Origin of the sequence: Candidatus Pelagibacter sp. HIMB1521, from assembly GCF_052047875.1 — a bacterium.
Taxonomy (GTDB): domain Bacteria; phylum Pseudomonadota; class Alphaproteobacteria; order Pelagibacterales; family Pelagibacteraceae; genus Pelagibacter.
Genome location: NZ_JBNAIZ010000013.1, coordinates 1 through 19,086, shown reverse-complemented (window position 1 = coordinate 19,086; position 19,086 = coordinate 1). Strand labels below are relative to the sequence as shown.

Genomic DNA, 19,086 nt, shown 5'->3' with positions numbered 1-19,086 from the left:
AAAATGATTTTAATTGACGGAAAAAAAGCTGCAGCTGAATTAAGAGAAGAATTAAAACAAGAAGTATTAGGACTTAGATCCAAATATAATAAAGTTCCTGGTTTAACTGTAATATTAATTGGAGATCTTACTCCAAGCCAAATTTATGTTCGTAATAAAGAAAAATCAGCAAATGAAGTAGGGTTAAAATCAGAAGTAATTAAATATCCAGATAGTGTTGAAGAAAAAACTGTTTTAGAAAAAATTAAAGAATTAAATAAAGATGAAACAGTATCAGGAATTTTAGTTCAATTGCCGCTACCAAAACATATAGATAAGCAAAAAGTTATTGAGACCATTGATCCTTCTAAAGATGTAGATGGTTTTCATCCAATGAATGTAGGAAATCTTTCATCGGGTTATGAAAGTTCAGTTCCTTGTACACCTCTAGGCTGTTATTTGTTAATTAAAAAAATTGAACCAAATTTAAGTGGAAAAAAAGCAGTTGTAGTTGGTAGATCAAATTTAAATGGAAAACCAATGACGCAATTACTTTTGAAAGAAAATTGTACCGTAACAATTACCCATTCAAAAACTAAAGATCTAAAAGCTGAATGTTTAGAAGCTGATATAATTGTTGCAGCAGTTGGAATACCTGAACTTGTAAAAGGAGATTGGGTTAAAAAAGATGCAATAGTAATTGATGTTGGTATCAATAAAACTGATAAAGGTATTGTCGGAGATGTTGATTTTGAAGATGTTTCAAAAAATGCAAAAGCTTTAACCCCAGTTCCAGGTGGTGTAGGGCCAATGACTATCGCTTGTTTATTAAAAAACACAATTGAGTGTTTCAAAAGATCACAAAAATAAAGACTTTTTATCTAAGTTTAATTGTCTCAAGGATATTTAAACTGATTTAATTACTGTTGTATTTGATAAGCTCTTTTTGATGAAAAAACCCAAATATGAATACAGAATTGCAATAATAATGATTTTATTAACTGCAGTTCCAATTGGAGCTACTCAATTGGGTTGGTATTTATATAACAAACAAGTTGGTTTTGATTTTGGAATGATTGCTGGAGTTTTTTCTGTTATCTTAGCTGGATATTTGATGTATGAAAAAGGTTGGAGAGATGAGGATGAGGATTAATTAATGGAAAAAATTATTTTTTTTGCTTTAGCAGTGCCAATTTTAGGATTTGTTTTTTACCTAGGTGGTTCTGCAATTATGAAGGGTTTTAAGGCTAAAGTTGATAATCGACCTAATAAAACTGAGGAAACAGAATCAGATTCAGAAACAGTAATTAGACCTTCAAATAGTAACGATCTAAGTTCTGAAATTTCTAAATTAAATGAGTTGTATAAAAATGGAGCTCTTACCCAAGAAGAGTTTGAGAAAGCTAAAAGTAAATTACTAAATAATTAAATTTAGACATGTTTAATATAATTCCCAATAAAAAAAATATTGGGGCTGAGATTACTGGTCACGTCAAAAAAATTTCTAAAAAAGATTTTAAATTTTTTTTTAAAGCACTCGAACTTTATGGTATGATTTTTTTTAGAAGACAAAAATTAAGTTCATCAGATTATATAGCGTTTGCTAAACATTTTGGTAAATTAGCAAAATATCCAAGACTAAAAGGATTAAGTAAGAAATATAAACAAATTACTGTCGTTCAAAGAAAAGCAACAGATAAGGGACCTAGTTTTGGAGAACAGTTTCACACAGACTCAATTTACACAAAAAAACCACCTAGATTTACAATGCTTTATTCTAAACTAGTTCCTAAAAAAGGTAGAGCAAATACTGAATTTTCCTCTCAATACTTAGCTTATGATTATTTGCCTAAATCAATAAAAAATAAATTACTCAAAGTAAAGGGAAGGTACTCTTCTGAAGGACCAATTTCAATTACTACAAGAGAAAGAGTAAAAGAAAAGGGTAGAAAGATTGAAGAATTAAAATCTATTCATAAAATTATAAAAAAGATAAACTCTAAAAATACGATCTATTGTAGTCCCGGACATCTTGTAGGATTTTCTCCAAATTTAAAAAATTCTGAAAAAGTTAAAAAACAATTATTTAAGCACCAAGTTAAAAAAAAGTTTCAATACTCATTAGAATGGGAAAAAGATCAGTTAGCTATTTGGGACAATAGATCCATGCTCCACCAAGCTACCCCTTTTAAAGGCAATAGAATTATGCATAGAATAACTATATTGTAGTTATAATAATTCGTTTAAGGATTTTACCTCACCAATATTAAATGTAATTGCATCTTCTCTTTTAAATCCATAATTTTCTGCATTATCTTTAAATCGAATTGGCGGTTCCATAATTGGCTCTAAAGATAAAACAAAAGTCCCCCAATGCATTCCTAATACTTTTTTGCTTTTAAGATCTTTTGCTACATTTAAAGCTTCTTCTGGGGTTGTATGGTAAATAGTTTTATCGAACATTGGTTTAAAATTATATGCTCCAATGTTGATCATTGTAAGATCAATCGGACCATATTTTTCTCCTAGTTCTTTATAGATATTTCCATAACCAGTATCACAAGCGAATAAAATTTTTCTATTTTTATATTCAATTAAAAAATTCCCCCACAAAGTTTTGTTTGTGTCTGTAAGGCTTCTTTTTGACCAATGAACTGCTGGTAGTAAAGTTATTTTTAAATGACTATTAATATTTTTGTGATCATACCAATCCATTTCATTTACATCTTCATAATTCTTAAAATATTTTCCAAGGTTAAGTGGAACTAATACTTTTGCATCTTTGTATGGAAAATTTCTGATAGTTGACATGTCTTGATGATCATAATGATTGTGAGTTAATAAAAATAAATCTGTTTTTGGAATTTCGTTCAGATCTAGTGCAGGTTTAGTAAATCTCTTTGGTCCAAATATTAATGGACCTGCATTTTTTGAAAAAATAGGATCGGTAATTATTGTTGTGTTACCTAATTTAATTAAATAAGTGGCGTGCCCAATCCAGGCAACGTAATCATCATTTTTGTATTTTTCTAAATCAGATTTAACTTTTTCTTTTTCGACAACATGATCTTTTGGAAAATTAAGACTAATTTTTTTTCTTAGTTTGCTGAAAGTTCTATAAGAAAATTTCCCTGATCTAGATATCACAACAGGTGAACCTTTAGGATTTCGAAAAGTTCCATCTGATAAGTGGTGATAAGGTTTCTCTTTCATTATATTAATTTTTTTTTTTCATTAGCCACAAATCATCTCCAGCTAAAAAATAAATTGTCCCATCAATTGGGTGAACTTGTATGTCTCTAATTCTTCCAATTTTATCCTTAAAAATAATTTCCTCTTGGATTTCAGATGTCTTTGAAAATATTAATTTTCTTAAAGATTTATCTTTAAGAGAAGTAATTAATGCGTGACCATTCCATTCCTCAAACTCTTTACCTTTATAAATTGTAATAGCACTTGCAGCGATTGATGGAACCCAATATTGAATAGCTTTTGTAAATCCTGTTTTCCATTTTGGACCAATTTTAGTTCCAGAGTAATTTGTTCCTCCCCATCCTAAAATTTTCCAACCATAATTTTCTCCTTTCTTCGCCTCTCCAAACCAATCACCACCTCTTGCTCCATGATTGCTCATATAAATTTTTCCATCAAATTCTGAAAAAGTTAAACCTTGAGGATTTCTAACTCCAATCTGGTATATCTCTGGAAGCCATTCTGGCTTACCTTCAAACTTAGGGTTATCTTTTGGAACACTTCCATCTAAATTTATTCTAATAATGCTTCCTGGATGTTGTGTTGGATCTTGAGCAATCATATTCATGCCTCTTTCTCCCGCAGAAGCAAACAAGTAATTTCCCTTGATAGCAAGTCTTGATCCAAAATGATAGCCAGATTCAATAGGTGGATTTGCTTGAAATATATTTTTAAAATTTAAAGAATTCTTATTTAAATCTGCTTTTGCAATTGAGGTGCTGGTTTTCCAGCCTCCTCTATTTTCTGAATATGAAATCCATAATTTTTTATCTTTATAAATAATATCTAAAAGACCACCCTGACCATGAACAAAATAGTTTAAATTATGTTCAACTTCAGAAATATTTTTTGAAACAATGTTTATTATTTTAATTTTGCCACCTTTTTCTGTAACAATTAATTCTTCACTATTAATGAAACTTGAACCCCATGGTTCATTAAAAGACCCTAATTTTTCAAAATTATAATTTTTAGAATTTGCAGTAGAGGAAATTAAAATAAAAAAAAATATATAAATAAATTTTTTCACTTTATGAAAGCTTAGATCTACCACCATCTACAGCTATAACTTGACCAGTGATCCAAGAACTATCTTCTGTAAGTAAAAATTTAGCAAGTGATGCTGAATCTTTTCCTTCCCCTAATCTTTTTAATGGATGAGCTTTTGCAATACCTTCTGCTAAAGCAGCATTTTTTAACATTGGTTCAGCAATTTTAGATTTTGTTAAGCTTGGTGCAACACAATTTACTCTTATGTTTGGAGCAAATTCTGCGGCTAAAGAAACAGTCAGACCTTCAACAGCTGCCTTGGATGATGCGATAATTGCATGATTGGTGAAACCTCTTTGTGCAGCAACAGTTGAAAACATTACAATTGATCCTTTATTTTTTTTTAAACTTTCTTGATATCCCTTGATAGCCTCTACAGCAGAATAAAGATTAAGTTTCATGCACTTTTGAAAATCTTGCTCATTAATCATTCTAAGTGGCTTTAAGTCTATAGATCCTACACAGTAAGCCATTCCTTTGATTTCAGAAATATCTGATTTAACTTTTTCTATAAATCCATCCTCCAAAACATCCGCAACAGTATGTGAGCATCCAAGCTTTTCTACAATTGGAGCAAGTTCACTTTCATTTCTTGCAACTAAATGAATATCATTTCCTGAATTTTTTAATTGTTCTGCTAAACTAGATCCAATTGAGCCAGTTGCACCAAAAATAAGATATTTTTCTGACATAAAAATTTTTATTAGTTATATTTAAATATGAAGTTATTTTTTATACTTGGCAATCAATTATTTCCAACAAAATACATTGACCGCTTCAAAAAAGACCATCTATTTTTTATGGCTGAAGATAAGGGTTTATGCACATATGAAAAGCATCATAAACAAAAAATCTTATTATTTTTATCATCAATGCGATCTTATGCTGATCAGTTAAAGAAAAATAAATTTGAATTAGACTATATCAAAATTGAAGACAAAGAGTTTCATGATGATTATTTAAAAAAGTTAAAAAAAATTATTACTAAAAAAAAAATAAAAGAAATTTCTAGTTTCGAAGTTGAGGATAAATTTTTTGAAAAAAAAATTTCTCAATTTTTAAAAAAAGAAAAAATTAATTGGAATGTAATTCATACACCAATGTTTTTAAATTCTAGAGAAGATTTTAAAAATTATTTATCAAAATCAAAAAAACCTTTTATGGCAACTTTCTATAAGGATGTTAGAAAAAAATCTGGAATATTGATTGGATCAGATGGTAATCCAATCGGAGGTAAATGGAGTTTTGATGAAGATAACAGAAATAAATTACCAAAAGATATATCTATTCCTATATTTCCAAAAATTAATGAAACTAGTCACACAAAAAAATTGAAGCCTATTATTGAGAAGGAATTTAAAAACCATCCAGGGAGTACAGAGAATTTTTGGTTTGCTACTGAATATGACGATGTAGTTAAACTTTTAAACTTTTTTATAAAAGAAAAATCTAATCTATTTGGTGATTATGAGGATGCTGTTGATCAAAAAGATAATATTCTTTTTCATAGCGCTTTAAGTCCTTATATAAATTTAGGCATAATAACTCCTGAATTTGTAATCCAAAAAATTTTAGATTTTCATAAAAAAAATAAAATTAGAATGAATTCTTTAGAGGGATATGTGCGTCAGGTAATTGGATGGAGAGAGTTTATGCGTGGAATTTACCAGTCCTACTCACAAGAAATGGAAACTGGAAATTTTTTTAAACAGAATAGAAAAATGAAAAGTTCATGGTATGAGGGTTCAACTGGTCTTCCACCTTTAGATTATGCAATTAAAAATGCAGTCAATCATGGCTGGTCACATCACATTGAAAGATTAATGATCTTATCCAACATCATGAACCTTTGTGAGATAAAGCCCACAATTGTTTATAAGTGGTTTATGGAGATGTTTGTAGACTCATCAGATTGGGTAATGGTTCCCAATGTATATGGAATGGGATTGTTTAGTGACGGAGGGATTTTCGCGACTAAACCATATATATGTGGATCTGCATATTTTATGAAAATGATGGACTTTAAGAAAGGTGATTGGTGTAACACCATGGATGGTCTTTATTGGAGATTCATAGACCGAAACAGAAAATTTTTTTTAAAAAATCCTCGTCTTTCAATGATGGTCCGTATCTTTGATAAAATGAAACTTGATAGAAAAAAATTAATTTTATCCGAAGCAGATAAATTTATTAAACAAAATACAAACTAAATTTTATGTATATTGCCATTACTGGCTTAAAGCCAAAAAATTTTTTTTCAAAATTAAGATTTTGGTTGTTAGCAATCCCGTCTTTTAAGGCAGCACAAAAAGCCGAAGGAAATATATTTTGTGAAACAAAGCCATTTAACGGATACCAACATACTTTAACAGCTTGGAAAGATAGAGAACTAATGGTTAAATATTTAAATGGAACTCAGCACTTAAAAGCCATGCGAAACTTTAGAGCAATTGCAACAGGCTCTACATATGGTTATGAAAGCGATCATATTCCAACTTGGGACGAAGCTTTAGATCTTTGGAATAAAAATTTTAAAGAATATTAAATTGAAAAAACAAAACTTACCCACAAAAATATGTCCTGTATGTAAAAGACCATTTAAGTGGCGAAAAAAATGGAAACTTAATTGGGATAGAGTAAAATATTGTTCCAAGAAGTGTTCTAAGTTAAATTAGCCATAGTGAATATAATTGTACTACAACATATTAAAATAGAGGATCCAGGCTACATTAAAGATTTAATGCTATCGGATGGATTTAATTTAACCACAATAGAGTTAGACGAAGGTGAAAAAATACCAGAGGATCTTAGTAAATTTGATGGAATGTTTTGTATGGGAGGACCAATGGATACCTATATGGAAAAAGAATATCCATGGTTAATTGAAGAAAAGAAAAAAATTAAAGAATTTGTTGTAGATTTGAGAAAACCATATTTGGGTTTTTGCTTGGGCTGCCAATTATTAGGAGAGGTAGTGGGTGGTAAAGTTGTTAAATCAAATCCTGCAGAAATTGGTATTATGGATATTGATTTTTCTAAAGAAAAAGAAAACGATAATTTGTTTTCACAATTTCCTGATAAGATAAAAAGTTTACAATGGCATTCTTATGAGGTCCAAGGAATTGAAAAAAATAATGATATAACTTTATTGGCTTCCTCACCGATTACTAAGTATCAAATATTTAAATATCAAAACCACGCTTACGGAATTCAATTTCATATAGAAATAAAAGATACAACAGTCAATGAATGGGGATGCGTTCCTGAATACAAGAAAGCTTTAGAAGATCAGCTTGGTAATAATGCTTTAGAAAAATTTGATCAATCAGCAAAAGATAATATGAATGACATGAACAATTATTCTACAATACTTTATAATAACTTTAAAAAACTTCTATGATTTGCATAAAGACAGAAATACCTAATGAGCTAAACGATATAGATGATGAACTTAAAGCAATCTATCACAGCAAAGATACAGTTTGTTTTTACATTTTTAAAACAAGAGAGTTAAGAAATGAATTTTTAGAAAAAACAAAGGGTATGAACAAAAGTGAACGTGAAGAGATATATAAAAATTATGAATAATAAAATTTTTGAATGGGCAGGGGTTGTTACAGCAATATTATATTCTTTATTTGTGGCTTTAAACATAGGTATAGAATTTTTTGGTTTTTGCTTATTACTTTTGTCATCTATTTTAATCGGAATTTGGGCTTACAGAGGTGGACACAAAGGAATTCTCTTACTGCAATTTTTTTATGCTACCGCTGGAATTATAGGTATGGTTCGATGGTTTTAATTGAAGGTTGAAACAATTTTGGGAATATAATTTTTAAAATTAAAAAATCCTTTATTACAATATTGCCAAGCTAACTGATCAAGGCTTCTGTATAAATAATCTACCTTTAAATTATTTGAGTTTAAGAAGTCTAAATTTTCACCAACTGTAGGATACAAACCATAACAATTTTCAATGTTTGTCACTTCACTTATATCAATTAACTGAAAATCAATAGATTGATTTTTTAATCTTTGTCCTTGGTCTTCTATTAACTGAGATTTAAATTTCACTAATTTTTCACTGAGTTTTATAGATCTATTTTCATTTTTGTTAGAAACTAAGTAAATTTTCTTAAAGTTTTTTTCTTTAAAGTCAGTGATTTCAAATGAGAGATTATTATCAAAAATTAAAAGATTTTTTTCTTCAATATTTTGTGGATTAGTAAAATCTTGTTTTATTATTTGATAAGATTTTTCTGAGATCTTAGGAGGGGCATTTTCATTTAATTTTATGTTTTGAAATCTATTGTTCGTGAATTTTTTAATATTCCATTCACTAGCAAGATAGTGTTTGCCTTGAGTTTGGATACCCGCAACCCATCTCCATCCTAGAGTATTTGATGCAGCATCTCCATCATAAAGATTTTGCATGAAAAATTCTGCACCTAATTGCCAAGGTAGTTCTAAGGTAAAAATCCAAATACTAGCAAACCACATTCTTGTGTGATTATGCAAATAATTGTTTTCTTTTAGTTCTTTAACCCACTCATTGAAGCATTCAATATCTGTTTTTCCCTCAATTGCTGATAGGTAATTTTTATTATTTTGAAATTCATTTTTTATTTGATTTAATTCAATAAGATAATCTGTCCAAACATTTGGTCTTAGCTCTAACCAACCTTTCCAATAAGTTCTCCATAAAACTTCTTGAATAAATTTTTCATTTTTTGAAAAAGAAAATTTGCTTAGAGCTTTCTGGATGACCTCTTTTTCATTTATAATTCCATGTGTTATGTATGGAGATAAGCAAGATATGTTATTTCTTTTTTCAGGACCAAAATCAAAATTTCTTAATTTAGAGTATTCTGCAAGACCGTTATCGATAAAATTATTTAATTGATTTAAGGCCTTAGCCCTTGAAGCTTCAAACATCATTTTAAATTATTTTGATTTTTTTTTCTTGAGACCCAATTTATCACTATGTCTCAATCTTAAGACAACAATTGCTCCAGCAATTAATAAAATCGCGACCGCTTCATAAACAAGTGCAGTAGGATCCATTTCTTTTCCTTGTAAAATAATAAATCGTGCAAGAGCAGTAATCGCAATAAGCAGTGGAAGGGTAATACTAATTGATTGTTGGTTCCAAAAAACTCTAACCATCGCTAGGACCTCTAGATAAAGAAACATTAATAGTAGATCAGCTAATGTTACAGATTGATTTAAGAACATATTTTTCATCTCAATTCCAACTGCAATAACTGTGCTGATTAAGATAATAACCATCAAAGCTAGTTGTAAGTTTTTCGCTATCTTGTCCATTATTTATCTTTACTAAATGGAAGCCATTTTTCAAAAACTGATTTTGACGGCCCATCATAAGGAATTGAATAAGAACTAGGATTAGGACTAGTTAATACTTCAATACCTTTTGAAAAAACAAATATAAATACTATCACAAAAACAATTACCATAATCTTAAATGGGTCAAAATTTTTAGTTTCAAATACACTGCTAGATCTTTCCTCTGCTTTATGAAATTGTTTAAAAGTCATATACACAGCAAAAATTAATCCTACATGCGCCACATAAAGACCTGCCCAACCAAATGCAAATGTTGTGTATGAGAATACATATAAACTGAAAACTGTAGTCCAAATAAAACTTAGAACTAAAAGAATTTGAAGTCTAACTGTTTTGGGTAGTGCTCTCAGATCATTTTTACTATCATCAAACAAAATGTTTGCAGCATCTTTCATCCAGTTTTTTAATGAGTCCATGTATTTAACATATAGTTTTAAAAAGTTATAACAAAGGAAAAATTGACTTAATTTTAGTTTAAGTTTGAATTTATTGCATTTTCCAATTGTGTTACACTTTGAGCACCTGATATAAAATCATTTCCTATCTCATAAAACGGAACACCACTTATATTTTTTTTTGTAGCAATTAATATTTTTGAATTTACATCCTCAATGTTTTTATCATTGATAAAATTTTTAAAGATCTCTTCAGAAATATCATGTTGTTTTGCAATATTGGTTAAAACATAAATATCTCCTATGTCGAGACCATCAATAAAATATGATTGATAAATTTTTTCTTTTATCTGGTTTTGTATATTAAATTTTTCACTCAAAATTATTAGCAAATGAGATAGAACTGTATTAGGAGTTTTTTTTATTTTATCTAAATTAAAATTCATTCCAGACTCTTTTGCTTTTAATTTCATATTTTCATACATAGGTTCTGCAAATTTTTTCCCACCAAATTTTATCTCAAGATATTTATCACGAGCTATTCCCTCTAGAGGCATATCGGGGTTTAATTGAAAAGGTATATGTTTAATTTCAAATTTAATGTTTGGAAATTTTTTAATCGCTTTATTTAAATTTTTATGACCTATGTAACACCATCCACAAATAGTGTCTGCGAATATATTTATTTCCATTTATTTATGAACGAAGTTTTTTCTTATGAAAATTAATAAATCTTTCAACATTAGATTTGTTAAATGTTTTATTTTCTTCAAAGGAAACTTTTTTCATAGAGTAGGCTGAACTATTTGTAATTCGAGACTCTATTATTACATTTCCTTTATAAAGTTTGAGTTTTACTGAGCCATTAACTTTGTTTCTTTTAAGATCTACAATTTTTTGAAGTTTGAATCTCTCTTTTGAATACCAATAACCATTATAAATAAGTTCAGCATATCTTGGCATAATCTGATCTTTTTTATGCATTGTTTCTTTATCTAAAGTTACGGACTCGATTGCTCTATGCGCATGAATTAATAAAGTTCCACCTGGTGTTTCGTATACACCTCGAGACTTTATTCCAATAAATCTGTTTTCAACTAAATCGACTCTTCCTATTCCATTTTTTCCAGCAATATAGTTCAATTTTTCTAATAGTTTTGAAGGAGACATTTTTTTTCCATTAATTGCAAAGGGATCTCCATTTTTAAAATTGATAGTAATAAATGAAGGCTTGTTTGGAGCTCTCTCAGGAGAAACTGTTCTTTGGAAAATAAATTCTGGCGCAGAATTTTTTGGATTTTCTAATACTTTCCCTTCCGTTGATGTATGAAATAAATTGTCATCTACTGAAAAAGGTGGAGCACCTTTTTTATCTTTTGGTATTGGTATCCCATGTTTTTTTGCATAGTCAATTAAATCAGTTCTTGATCTTAATTTCCAAATTCTCCATGGAGCAATAATTTTTATTTTTGGTCCAAAGTAATGATAACCTAATTCAAATCTTACTTGGTCGTTTCCTTTTCCTGTAGCGCCATGTGAAACTGCATTAGCTTTAAATTTTTTAGCAACTCTTATTTGGTCTTTGGCAATCAATGGTCTAGCAATAGAAGTACCTAATAGATACACCCCTTCATAAATTGCATGTCCTCTAATCATTGGATAAACGTAATCTTTTACAAAAACATCTTTTAAATCTTGGATAATAATATTTTTGACACCAAATTTTTTTGCATTCTTAAAAATTTTTTTTCTATCAATTTCTTGACCAACATCAGCAGTATAACAAATTACTTCAGCTTTATAATTTTCTTGAAGCCATTTTAAAATTATGGATGTATCTAAACCGCCTGAGTAGGCAAGTACAATTTTATTTTTTGATTTCATTTAATTATGTGCAAGCTTTTTTTGATGCGTTGTAAGCTTTTGTAAATCCAAGTAAAGAATAATGATCAATTGTTTGGGATCCATTTTGATTGTAACCGGTAATCATTATTCTTGATCCCTTCTTCATTCTACTAATCATTTTTACTTCAATTTTGTTATCAGCAATCCATGCAAATCCTTGCTGCATTATATCAAACTTAAATTTGTTCTTTCCAGATGCTGCAATAACAGAATTCTTGTTATTAAATTCATATCCAGGAGTAACACTTACTTCATTTGAAATACTTTCTTCTGGTCTAAAAGTTACAAATAATTTTGCATCTCTTTTGTTTGATTTTGGTGCTTGAAGTACAGGTACTGATTGAGCAAAACATACTTTGCCATCAGGTTCATATGCTACCATTGCCTCCCAATCTTTATATTTACCAATTTTTTTTACTTCCTGAGCAAATAGATGATTTGAACTTAAGATAAATATAGTTGATAAAATTATTATTTTTTTAATTAAGGACATGGGTTTGGATAAATTGTTTGAACTTGATTGATTTCTTCAATGACATCATTAGATAAATTTACATTTACACTTTCTATATCTGATTTCAACTGCTCCATTGTAGTTGCACCTATAATTACACTTGTCATAAATTCTTGAATTTCACAGAATTTAATAGACATTTGAGTCATATTTAAATTGTGTTCTTCACAGATTTTAAAATAAAGTTCTACAGCAGCCTCTGTGTTGGGTTTTCTATATCTTGTCCAAAAATCAAAGTCTCTTTCCATTCTTGATCCTTTAGGAAAATTTTTATTTCTGTACTTTCCCGTTAAGTATCCACTTGCTAGAGGTGAATATGCAAGGCATCCAATTTTTTCTCTAATAGAAACCTCGGCTAATCCCACTTCATAAGATCTATTTAGTAAGCTGTATGGATTTTGAATAGACATCATTCTTGGTAAATTTTTATCTTTTGAAAGCTGCAAATAATTTAACGCTCCCCAAGGAGTTTCGTTTGAAAGACCAACGTATCTTATTTTCCCAGCTTTAATATATTTATCTAATTCCCCAAGAACATCTTCAAATTTATTCCAATCATTTTCTTTATGAACGTAACCAAGTCTTCCAAAATTATTTACATTTCTTTCTGGCCAATGAAGTTGATATAAATCAATATAATCTGTTTTAAGTCTTTTGAGACTATTGTTCAAAGCCGACTCTAAGTTTGGACCTGTAAAACTATTTTCTCCATTCCTTAAATAATCTCTTGCTGGACCAGCAACTTTCGTAGCTAAAATAACTTCATTTCTTTTTTTTGTTTTTTCAAACCAATTACCAATTATTTCTTCAGTGTCCCCATAAGTTTCTTTACGAGGAGGAACTGCATACAATTCAGCTGTGTCCCAAAAATTTACTCCATTGCCTAAAGCAAAGTCCATTTGTTGAAATGCTTCATCTTGAGTATTTTGTTCTCCCCAAGTCATTGTACCGAGACAAATTGTACTTACATCAAGATCGGTATTTCCCAATTTTTTGTAATTCATTAATGTTTTATGTTAACTTTTTATTAATCTTTTAAGGTGTCTTGAATAATTATTAAAAGACTATTATATGTAGCATATTATGGAATTTGATAAAAACGGAATATTAAACAGAGCAAAAGCAGCGCAACAAACTGCAGCTGTAATGGATGAAGGCTTAAGAGCCTACATGTTAAAAGTTTACAACTATATGGCAACAGGTGTGTTGTTAACAGGGATCATTGCATTAATGACATTTAAGATGTCAGTCGTGACTGATCAATCAGGAGCAATTGTTGGATTAACACAAATGGGGAATGCAATCTATTTGTCAGGACTTAAATGGTTAGTAATGCTGGCTCCTTTAGGTATCGTTTTTTACATGAGTTTTGGAATTAATAAGATGAGCGCTTCAAAAGCTCAAACAACATTTTGGGTGTTTGCAGCTTTAATGGGTCTTTCATTGTCTTCAATCTTATTAGTTTATACTGGCTTGAGTGTTACTAGAGTGTTTTTCATAACATCAGCAACTTTTGGAGCGATGAGTATTTATGGTTATACAACAAAAAGAGATTTAACTAAGTTTGGCTCATTTTTAATGATGGGATTGATTGGTATAATTATTGCATCAATCGTTAATATTTTCTTGAAGTCTTCAATGATGTACTTTGTAATTTCAATTTTAGGTGTTTTAATTTTCGTAGGTTTAACAGCCTATGATACTCAAAAAATTAAAAACATGTATGTTGCAAGTGACTCTGGTGAAATCATTGGAAAAAAAGCTGTCATGGGTGCTTTAACATTATACCTAGACTTTATTAATCTATTTATAATGTTGTTAAGACTTTTTGGTCAAAGACGATAGTTTATTTTTGAAGTTTCTTCCAATTAGTATTTTTAAGTAAAGACTTAAGCTCATAAGAATTTTTTAAAATCTTACCGCTTGTGTCTGTGATTAAGTATTTTAAATTTTTATTTTTTGGCTTAAAATTTTTACAAATTTTATAGAGCGCATTCTCTGCTGCATTCCTAAATACACTAAAGCTAACTTGTTTGCTTGATATGTTGAGACCATAATCTTTCCAAGAGCCTTCGGAAACCATCTTTGCATAAAGATCTAAAATAATTTTAAGCTCATCTTTTTCAAAAAATTGTTTTTCCTCTATTTTATTATGTGGATTGTTTACTACTAATCTTAAGTTATTACGCATCTATTTTATGTTTATTTATTAAAGGTACCTGAAATCCAGTAAACACTATTGTTATTGGAAGCATTCCCCATACTTTAAAATTAACCCAAAATTCTTCAGTTTGTGTTCTCCATACAAACTCATTTAATAATGCAAGACCAAAGAAAAAAAACATCCATCTTCGATTTAAAATTTCCCATCCGATATCTGACAAAGGTATTGATTTCCCCATAACTTTTTTAAGCACTGGTTCTTTCGTAAAGTATTTTCCAAAATATAAAGCTAAAGCAAACATGATATTTATTATTGTTGGTTTTACATAAATAAATATTGGATCATTAAAGTAGATAGTGAGGCCTCCAAAAAAAGTTATTAGAATTCCACTTAACAGAGGCATTGGTGGAATTTTTTTTTCAAAAAACCAAACAACAGCCAATGCAATAATAGTTGCAACTATTAAGGGAGGAATTGCTACTGATAAATTTTTTCCACTGTTGTAATAATAGAAAAAAAATATTGCTAGTGGTCCAAAATCAGTAACAAATTTTAAAAAAGATTTATTCACTTAAAAGATATTAACATATTTGCCACATCACAAAACATTAATATTTTTTACATTGATTTTTATTTTTAAATACCCATACTAACTAACATGGCAATCCAAAAAGCTAAATTCTCAATTGGAGATATTGTTAAACATAAGCACTTCGAATTTAGGGGTGTTATTTATGATGTAGATTTCGAGTTTAACAATTCAGAGGAATGGTATCAGTCTATTCCAAAAAATGTTAGACCAAGAAAAGATCAGCCTTTTTATCATCTACTTGCCGAAAATGACGAAATCACTTACGAAGCTTATGTTTCAGAGCAAAATCTTTTGATGGACGATTCAGACGAGCCTATAAAACATCCGTTAATTGAAGAAATTTTTTCAGGTAAAAAAGGCTCAAGTTATTTCAAGCTTTCTAATTAGCTATCATTATTCAAACACATTTATTTCCAATCTAGGCCACACTAATTTTTTATAAAATAGTCATATTCTGATCAAGAGTGTTAAAAGTTAATCTTTCTTTATTATCTCCCCCTCTTCATTCTTGATCAGATAATTTTTCACAATAGTATTTTCAAAATAAATCCCTAAATTAGAGTTATGTTTAAACTTTTAGAGCCAAATAAAATTTTTCAAATTACTTCGAAGGCGCCAAAATATGTTTTATTTTTATTTGTTGTTGTTCTATCTGTTGGATTAGTTGAAGCACTAATATTGTCTCCAGAAGATTACAAGCAGAGTGACGCTGTTAGAATTATGTATGTTCATGTTCCTGCTGCATGGATTTCTCTTGGAATTTTTTCTTCGATAACTGTTTTGTCAATTTCAGGATTTATTTTTAAAAACAAAAATTTTTTTTTAATATCCAAAAGTTTAGCACCTTCAGGTTTTGTTTTTAACATAATTGCTTTGGTAACAGGTTCTATTTGGGGGAAACCAACTTGGGGAACATGGTGGGCTTGGGATGCGAGGATTACTTCGATGTTAATTTTAGCTCTATTTTATGCTCTATACCTAATCTCTTGGAGAATTTATGAAAATGAGGAAAAAGTATTTAAAATCTCAACCTTTATTACCATTCTTGGAATTATCAATGTGCCAATAGTTAAGTACTCTGTTGATTGGTGGAACACACTTCACCAACCTGCCTCAATAAATATCTTGTCTAAAAGCTCAATTCATTCATCAATGCTTTATCCTTTATTAATAATGACTGCGGCATTTGCTCTATTTTCGTTGTTAATTTTCTTAATGAAATATAATACAGAACTGATAAAAATTAAAAATAAAGGTTTAGATAGACTATGATTAACGACTTATTATTTATGAATGGATATGCAGTATACGTGTTATCTGCATTTGGTTTTACTTTATTAAGTTTCCTAAGTTTATATTTAGTAACAAAAGTTCAATTTATTAAAGAACAAAGTAAATTTGTTGCTAAATTTGGATCACTTAACACTGAACAAGCTAATTCTGCAAAATCACAAAGAATAAATAAAGAAATTTTAGCTGACGCAACAAACAACTAATTTTTGATCGATGTATGGTCGAAAAGTTAAGTTAAGATTTCTATTTGTTTCGACTATTTTATTAATTTTAATATTAACTGTTTTTTTAGTTCTAAAATCTTTAGAAGAAAACGTTGTTTATTTTCAATCTCCTTCAGAGATTAAGTCATTAACTGAGCTTACAAATAATAAAATTAGAGTAGGTGGAATGGTTAAAAAAAATTCTATTAATATGAATTCTAATGAAGTGAATTTTATTATTACAGATTTTAAAAATGAGATTAATGTTACTTATTCAGGTGCTGTCCCAAATTTATTTGAAGAAGGAAAGGGAGTTGTGGCCGAAGGTGTTTTGAAAGACAGAAATTTCTTTTCAGCAACAAAAATTTTAGCAAAGCATGATGAAAATTATATGCCTCCCGAGGTTAAAGCTGCATTGGAGGAAAATTAATTGATTTATAGTGTTGTTGGATATTATGCACTTATTTTAGGATTAATTAGTGGTTCAATTTTGATTTATTTTTCAATTCAAAATTTTAGAAATTCAGAAATTTTGGATACTAAAATATTATCATTATCATTTTTACAATTATTTTTTGTTGTTGTTAGTTTTTTTGGTTTAGTTTTATCTTTTGTAGTTTCAGATTTTAGTAACGAAACTGTATTTAGTAATTCCCATACTACTAAACCTTTGTTTTACAAAATTACAGGAACCTGGGGGAACCATGAGGGTAGTTTGTTATTGTGGTTGTTGGTTTTAACATTATTCATTTTCATTTTTTTATTAAGAACAAATAATCAATCAATAAAATATAAAACTCTAACAACAATATTTCAGCAGATAATAATTATTGGTTTTTTTATATTTTTATTAAAAACTTCTAATCCATTTAATTACTTATTCCCAATTCCTGAAGAAGGTTTAGGTTTAAACCCAATATTGCAAGATCCTGCATTAGCAATTCATCCACCTATTCTATATTTAGGCTATGTTGGTTCATCAATAATATTTTCGTCCGCATTAGCAGCAACAACTTTAAAAATGGTTTCTGGAAGCTGGGCAGCTCATATAAAAAAATGGACTTTAATTTCATGGATATTTTTAACGTTAGGAATTTTACTAGGTTCTATTTGGGCATATTATGAACTTGGGTGGGGAGGATTTTGGTTTTGGGATCCAGTTGAAAATGTATCTCTTATGCCCTGGTTAGCATTGACCACATTGTTACATTGTATATTAGTTTTAGAGAAAAAATCGATTTTAACCTCTTGGGTTATAATTTTATCTATTGCTACATTTACACTTAGTATGTGTGGAACTTTCTTAGTCAGATCAGGTATCCTTAATTCAGTTCATACTTTCGCTAACGACCCTGAAAGAGGTCTGTTCATATTAATATTTTTATTTGTTCTAATTTTTATTTCTTTATTTATTTTTTTCTTTTTTCATAAAGAGGGTCAAAAAAATTCAATAAATCTTTTTTGGTTAAGTAAAGAAAGTGCGATTATATTGAATAATTGGTTCATGATGTATTTTTTATCTGTGGTTTTAATTGGTACAGTGTATCCAATTTTTTTAGATGTAATTTCTTCAGAAAAAATATCAGTCGGTCCACCGTTCTATCATAAACTAATTATCCCTTTCTTAATTCCATTTTTAATCGCTATGGCGATTGGACCTCAATTGAAATGGATTAAATCTAACTTAGAGAGTAAAAAAATTCTTATATTTTTATTATTTATATCAATTTTAATATCTTATTTGATTGTTAAGAATTTTGATAAAAATTTACTTGTAAACACTATTTTAATCTCAAGTGCATTTTATTTGTTTTTTATTACTGTGAGGGATTTTTTTACAAAAAAATATAAAAACATTTCTCAAACTATTGCTCACTTTGGATTTAGCTTATTAATTTTAAGTATTTTATTTAATAATTTGCTTTCTAGCGAAGTAATAACCAATCTTAAAATTGGTCAGAGTTATGAAAACTCAAAAATTAAAATTACACTTGAAGATGTAAACCAGAGAAGTGAAAAAAATTACAACTCAGTGGTAGCAAATTTTAAAATAATTTCTTCAGATGGAAAAATTAATAAAATGTCTCCAGAGTTAAGAATTTACAATCAGCCAAATATAGTAACTAGCGAAGCTGATATTAAAACTTCTTTAATGAAAGATAAATTTATTGTCATAAACTTAGTGCAAAATCAGGAATATTTTAATGTTAGATATCAAGACAAACCTTTTATGCTTTGGATATGGGTATCAGTATTATTATTAAGTATTGGTGGAATATTAAGTTTTTTAAAAAACAGAATATGAAAAATAAATTAATACATTCAATAGTAATAATAAGTTTTATAATTATTTTTTTAATATTTTATAAAGG

Annotated in this window: 28 protein-coding genes; 16 read left to right on the top strand and 12 right to left on the bottom strand. The window is 28.8% G+C overall.

The window, feature by feature from the left end:
* Positions 1 to 3 precede the first annotated feature (3 nt).
* From ACTTA5_RS06415 to ACTTA5_RS06400, 4 genes are all read left to right on the top strand, one after another.
* Positions 4 to 849 (top strand): bifunctional 5,10-methylenetetrahydrofolate dehydrogenase/5,10-methenyltetrahydrofolate cyclohydrolase, encoded by an 846-nt coding sequence (locus ACTTA5_RS06415; RefSeq protein WP_440648776.1) that lies wholly within the window; start codon positions 4 to 6, stop codon positions 847 to 849.
* Positions 850 to 928: 79 nt separating this feature from the next.
* Complete coding sequence (locus tag ACTTA5_RS06410) at positions 929 to 1,132, top strand: hypothetical protein (RefSeq protein ID WP_262589965.1); 204 nt, start codon at positions 929 to 931, stop codon at positions 1,130 to 1,132.
* Between the two features lie 3 nt (positions 1,133 to 1,135).
* Positions 1,136 to 1,408: an SHOCT domain-containing protein gene (locus ACTTA5_RS06405; RefSeq protein WP_440613635.1), complete on the top strand. Its 273-nt coding sequence runs from the start codon at positions 1,136 to 1,138 to the stop codon at positions 1,406 to 1,408.
* An 8-nt stretch (positions 1,409 to 1,416) separates the two neighbouring features.
* The gene (locus tag ACTTA5_RS06400; RefSeq protein ID WP_440648774.1) at positions 1,417 to 2,208 is read left to right on the top strand and encodes a TauD/TfdA dioxygenase family protein; all 792 of its coding nucleotides are present in this window, start codon (positions 1,417 to 1,419) and stop codon (positions 2,206 to 2,208) included.
* Here the strand turns inward: ACTTA5_RS06400 and ACTTA5_RS06395 are convergent, their stop codons facing one another.
* From ACTTA5_RS06395 to ACTTA5_RS06385, 3 genes are read right to left on the bottom strand one after another with little or no spacing between them, the layout of a single operon-like run.
* Positions 2,209 to 3,192 carry an MBL fold metallo-hydrolase gene (locus ACTTA5_RS06395; protein ID WP_440648772.1) on the bottom strand — a complete coding sequence of 328 codons (984 nt, stop codon included), beginning with the start codon at positions 3,190 to 3,192 and terminating at the stop codon, positions 2,209 to 2,211.
* A gap of 4 nt (positions 3,193 to 3,196) precedes the next feature.
* A complete protein-coding gene (locus ACTTA5_RS06390) occupies positions 3,197 to 4,288 on the bottom strand; it encodes a PQQ-dependent sugar dehydrogenase (protein ID WP_440648770.1) in 1,092 nt (363 codons plus the stop codon).
* Positions 4,263 to 4,973: an SDR family NAD(P)-dependent oxidoreductase gene (locus ACTTA5_RS06385; RefSeq protein WP_440648768.1), complete on the bottom strand. Its 711-nt coding sequence runs from the start codon at positions 4,971 to 4,973 to the stop codon at positions 4,263 to 4,265. Before ACTTA5_RS06385 ends, ACTTA5_RS06390 begins: the two co-directional genes overlap by 26 nt.
* Positions 4,974 to 5,000: 27 nt before the next feature.
* Here ACTTA5_RS06385 and ACTTA5_RS06380 point away from each other — a divergent pair, with 27 nt between their 5' ends.
* From ACTTA5_RS06380 to ACTTA5_RS06355, 6 genes are read left to right on the top strand one after another with little or no spacing between them, the layout of a single operon-like run.
* Entirely contained in the window at positions 5,001 to 6,491 is a 1,491-nt protein-coding gene (locus ACTTA5_RS06380) for a cryptochrome/photolyase family protein (RefSeq protein WP_440648766.1), read from the top strand.
* A 5-nt stretch (positions 6,492 to 6,496) separates the two neighbouring features.
* Positions 6,497 to 6,826 carry a hypothetical protein gene (locus ACTTA5_RS06375; RefSeq protein ID WP_440619124.1) on the top strand — a complete coding sequence of 110 codons (330 nt, stop codon included), beginning with the start codon at positions 6,497 to 6,499 and terminating at the stop codon, positions 6,824 to 6,826.
* 1 nt (position 6,827) lies between these two features.
* The gene (locus tag ACTTA5_RS06370; RefSeq protein ID WP_440648764.1) at positions 6,828 to 6,956 is read left to right on the top strand and encodes a DUF2256 domain-containing protein; all 129 of its coding nucleotides are present in this window, start codon (positions 6,828 to 6,830) and stop codon (positions 6,954 to 6,956) included.
* A 5-nt stretch (positions 6,957 to 6,961) separates the two neighbouring features.
* Positions 6,962 to 7,681, top strand: coding sequence for a type 1 glutamine amidotransferase (locus ACTTA5_RS06365; RefSeq protein ID WP_440648758.1), 720 nt, complete (start codon positions 6,962 to 6,964; stop codon positions 7,679 to 7,681).
* Positions 7,678 to 7,869, top strand: coding sequence for a hypothetical protein (locus ACTTA5_RS06360; protein WP_262589953.1), 192 nt, complete (start codon positions 7,678 to 7,680; stop codon positions 7,867 to 7,869). The genes ACTTA5_RS06365 and ACTTA5_RS06360 overlap by 4 nt, the downstream gene beginning before the upstream one ends.
* Entirely contained in the window at positions 7,862 to 8,083 is a 222-nt protein-coding gene (locus tag ACTTA5_RS06355) for a hypothetical protein (protein WP_440619118.1), read from the top strand. Before ACTTA5_RS06360 ends, ACTTA5_RS06355 begins: the two co-directional genes overlap by 8 nt.
* On the opposite strand, the gene ACTTA5_RS06350 is transcribed toward ACTTA5_RS06355, so the two are convergent.
* From ACTTA5_RS06350 to ACTTA5_RS06320, 7 genes are read right to left on the bottom strand one after another with little or no spacing between them, the layout of a single operon-like run.
* Complete coding sequence (locus ACTTA5_RS06350; protein WP_440648754.1) at positions 8,080 to 9,219, bottom strand: FAD-binding domain-containing protein; 1,140 nt, start codon at positions 9,217 to 9,219, stop codon at positions 8,080 to 8,082. The genes ACTTA5_RS06355 and ACTTA5_RS06350 overlap by 4 nt on opposite strands.
* A gap of 6 nt (positions 9,220 to 9,225) precedes the next feature.
* Positions 9,226 to 9,606: a phosphate-starvation-inducible PsiE family protein gene (locus tag ACTTA5_RS06345; protein ID WP_075504930.1), complete on the bottom strand. Its 381-nt coding sequence runs from the start codon at positions 9,604 to 9,606 to the stop codon at positions 9,226 to 9,228.
* Positions 9,606 to 10,064 carry a hypothetical protein gene (locus ACTTA5_RS06340; RefSeq protein ID WP_262589950.1) on the bottom strand — a complete coding sequence of 153 codons (459 nt, stop codon included), beginning with the start codon at positions 10,062 to 10,064 and terminating at the stop codon, positions 9,606 to 9,608. The genes ACTTA5_RS06345 and ACTTA5_RS06340 overlap by 1 nt, the downstream gene beginning before the upstream one ends.
* 53 nt (positions 10,065 to 10,117) lie before the next feature.
* Complete coding sequence (locus ACTTA5_RS06335; RefSeq protein ID WP_440648752.1) at positions 10,118 to 10,735, bottom strand: DsbA family oxidoreductase; 618 nt, start codon at positions 10,733 to 10,735, stop codon at positions 10,118 to 10,120.
* A 4-nt stretch (positions 10,736 to 10,739) separates the two neighbouring features.
* Complete coding sequence (locus ACTTA5_RS06330) at positions 10,740 to 11,927, bottom strand: argininosuccinate synthase (protein WP_440648750.1); 1,188 nt, start codon at positions 11,925 to 11,927, stop codon at positions 10,740 to 10,742.
* 4 nt (positions 11,928 to 11,931) lie between these two features.
* Positions 11,932 to 12,441, bottom strand: a complete 510-nt coding sequence (locus tag ACTTA5_RS06325) for an invasion associated locus B family protein (protein WP_440619114.1) — start codon at positions 12,439 to 12,441, stop codon at positions 11,932 to 11,934.
* Positions 12,432 to 13,466, bottom strand: coding sequence for an aldo/keto reductase (locus ACTTA5_RS06320; protein ID WP_440648748.1), 1,035 nt, complete (start codon positions 13,464 to 13,466; stop codon positions 12,432 to 12,434). Before ACTTA5_RS06320 ends, ACTTA5_RS06325 begins: the two co-directional genes overlap by 10 nt.
* A gap of 79 nt (positions 13,467 to 13,545) precedes the next feature.
* Between ACTTA5_RS06320 and ACTTA5_RS06315 the strand changes: the two genes are divergently transcribed.
* A complete protein-coding gene (locus tag ACTTA5_RS06315) occupies positions 13,546 to 14,307 on the top strand; it encodes a Bax inhibitor-1/YccA family protein (RefSeq protein WP_440619111.1) in 762 nt (253 codons plus the stop codon).
* A 1-nt stretch (position 14,308) separates the two neighbouring features.
* Here the strand turns inward: ACTTA5_RS06315 and ACTTA5_RS06310 are convergent, their stop codons facing one another.
* Positions 14,309 to 14,653 carry a DUF2794 domain-containing protein gene (locus tag ACTTA5_RS06310; protein ID WP_440613652.1) on the bottom strand — a complete coding sequence of 115 codons (345 nt, stop codon included), beginning with the start codon at positions 14,651 to 14,653 and terminating at the stop codon, positions 14,309 to 14,311.
* Positions 14,646 to 15,197, bottom strand: a complete 552-nt coding sequence (locus ACTTA5_RS06305; protein WP_440619109.1) for a septation protein A — start codon at positions 15,195 to 15,197, stop codon at positions 14,646 to 14,648. The genes ACTTA5_RS06310 and ACTTA5_RS06305 overlap by 8 nt, the downstream gene beginning before the upstream one ends.
* 87 nt (positions 15,198 to 15,284) lie before the next feature.
* On the opposite strand from ACTTA5_RS06305, the gene hspQ reads away from it, so the two are divergent.
* From hspQ to ACTTA5_RS06280, 5 genes are all read left to right on the top strand, one after another.
* Complete coding sequence (gene hspQ / locus ACTTA5_RS06300) at positions 15,285 to 15,605, top strand: heat shock protein HspQ (protein ID WP_262589942.1); 321 nt, start codon at positions 15,285 to 15,287, stop codon at positions 15,603 to 15,605.
* A gap of 177 nt (positions 15,606 to 15,782) precedes the next feature.
* Positions 15,783 to 16,490: a heme ABC transporter permease CcmC gene (gene ccmC, locus ACTTA5_RS06295; RefSeq protein WP_440648746.1), complete on the top strand. Its 708-nt coding sequence runs from the start codon at positions 15,783 to 15,785 to the stop codon at positions 16,488 to 16,490.
* Entirely contained in the window at positions 16,487 to 16,714 is a 228-nt protein-coding gene (locus ACTTA5_RS06290; protein ID WP_440619108.1) for a heme exporter protein CcmD, read from the top strand. Before ccmC ends, ACTTA5_RS06290 begins: the two co-directional genes overlap by 4 nt.
* 10 nt (positions 16,715 to 16,724) lie before the next feature.
* Positions 16,725 to 17,144, top strand: a complete 420-nt coding sequence (gene ccmE, locus ACTTA5_RS06285) for a cytochrome c maturation protein CcmE (RefSeq protein WP_440619107.1) — start codon at positions 16,725 to 16,727, stop codon at positions 17,142 to 17,144.
* Complete coding sequence (locus tag ACTTA5_RS06280; RefSeq protein ID WP_440648744.1) at positions 17,145 to 19,019, top strand: heme lyase CcmF/NrfE family subunit; 1,875 nt, start codon at positions 17,145 to 17,147, stop codon at positions 19,017 to 19,019. It abuts the gene before it with no gap.
* Positions 19,020 to 19,086 lie beyond the last annotated feature (67 nt).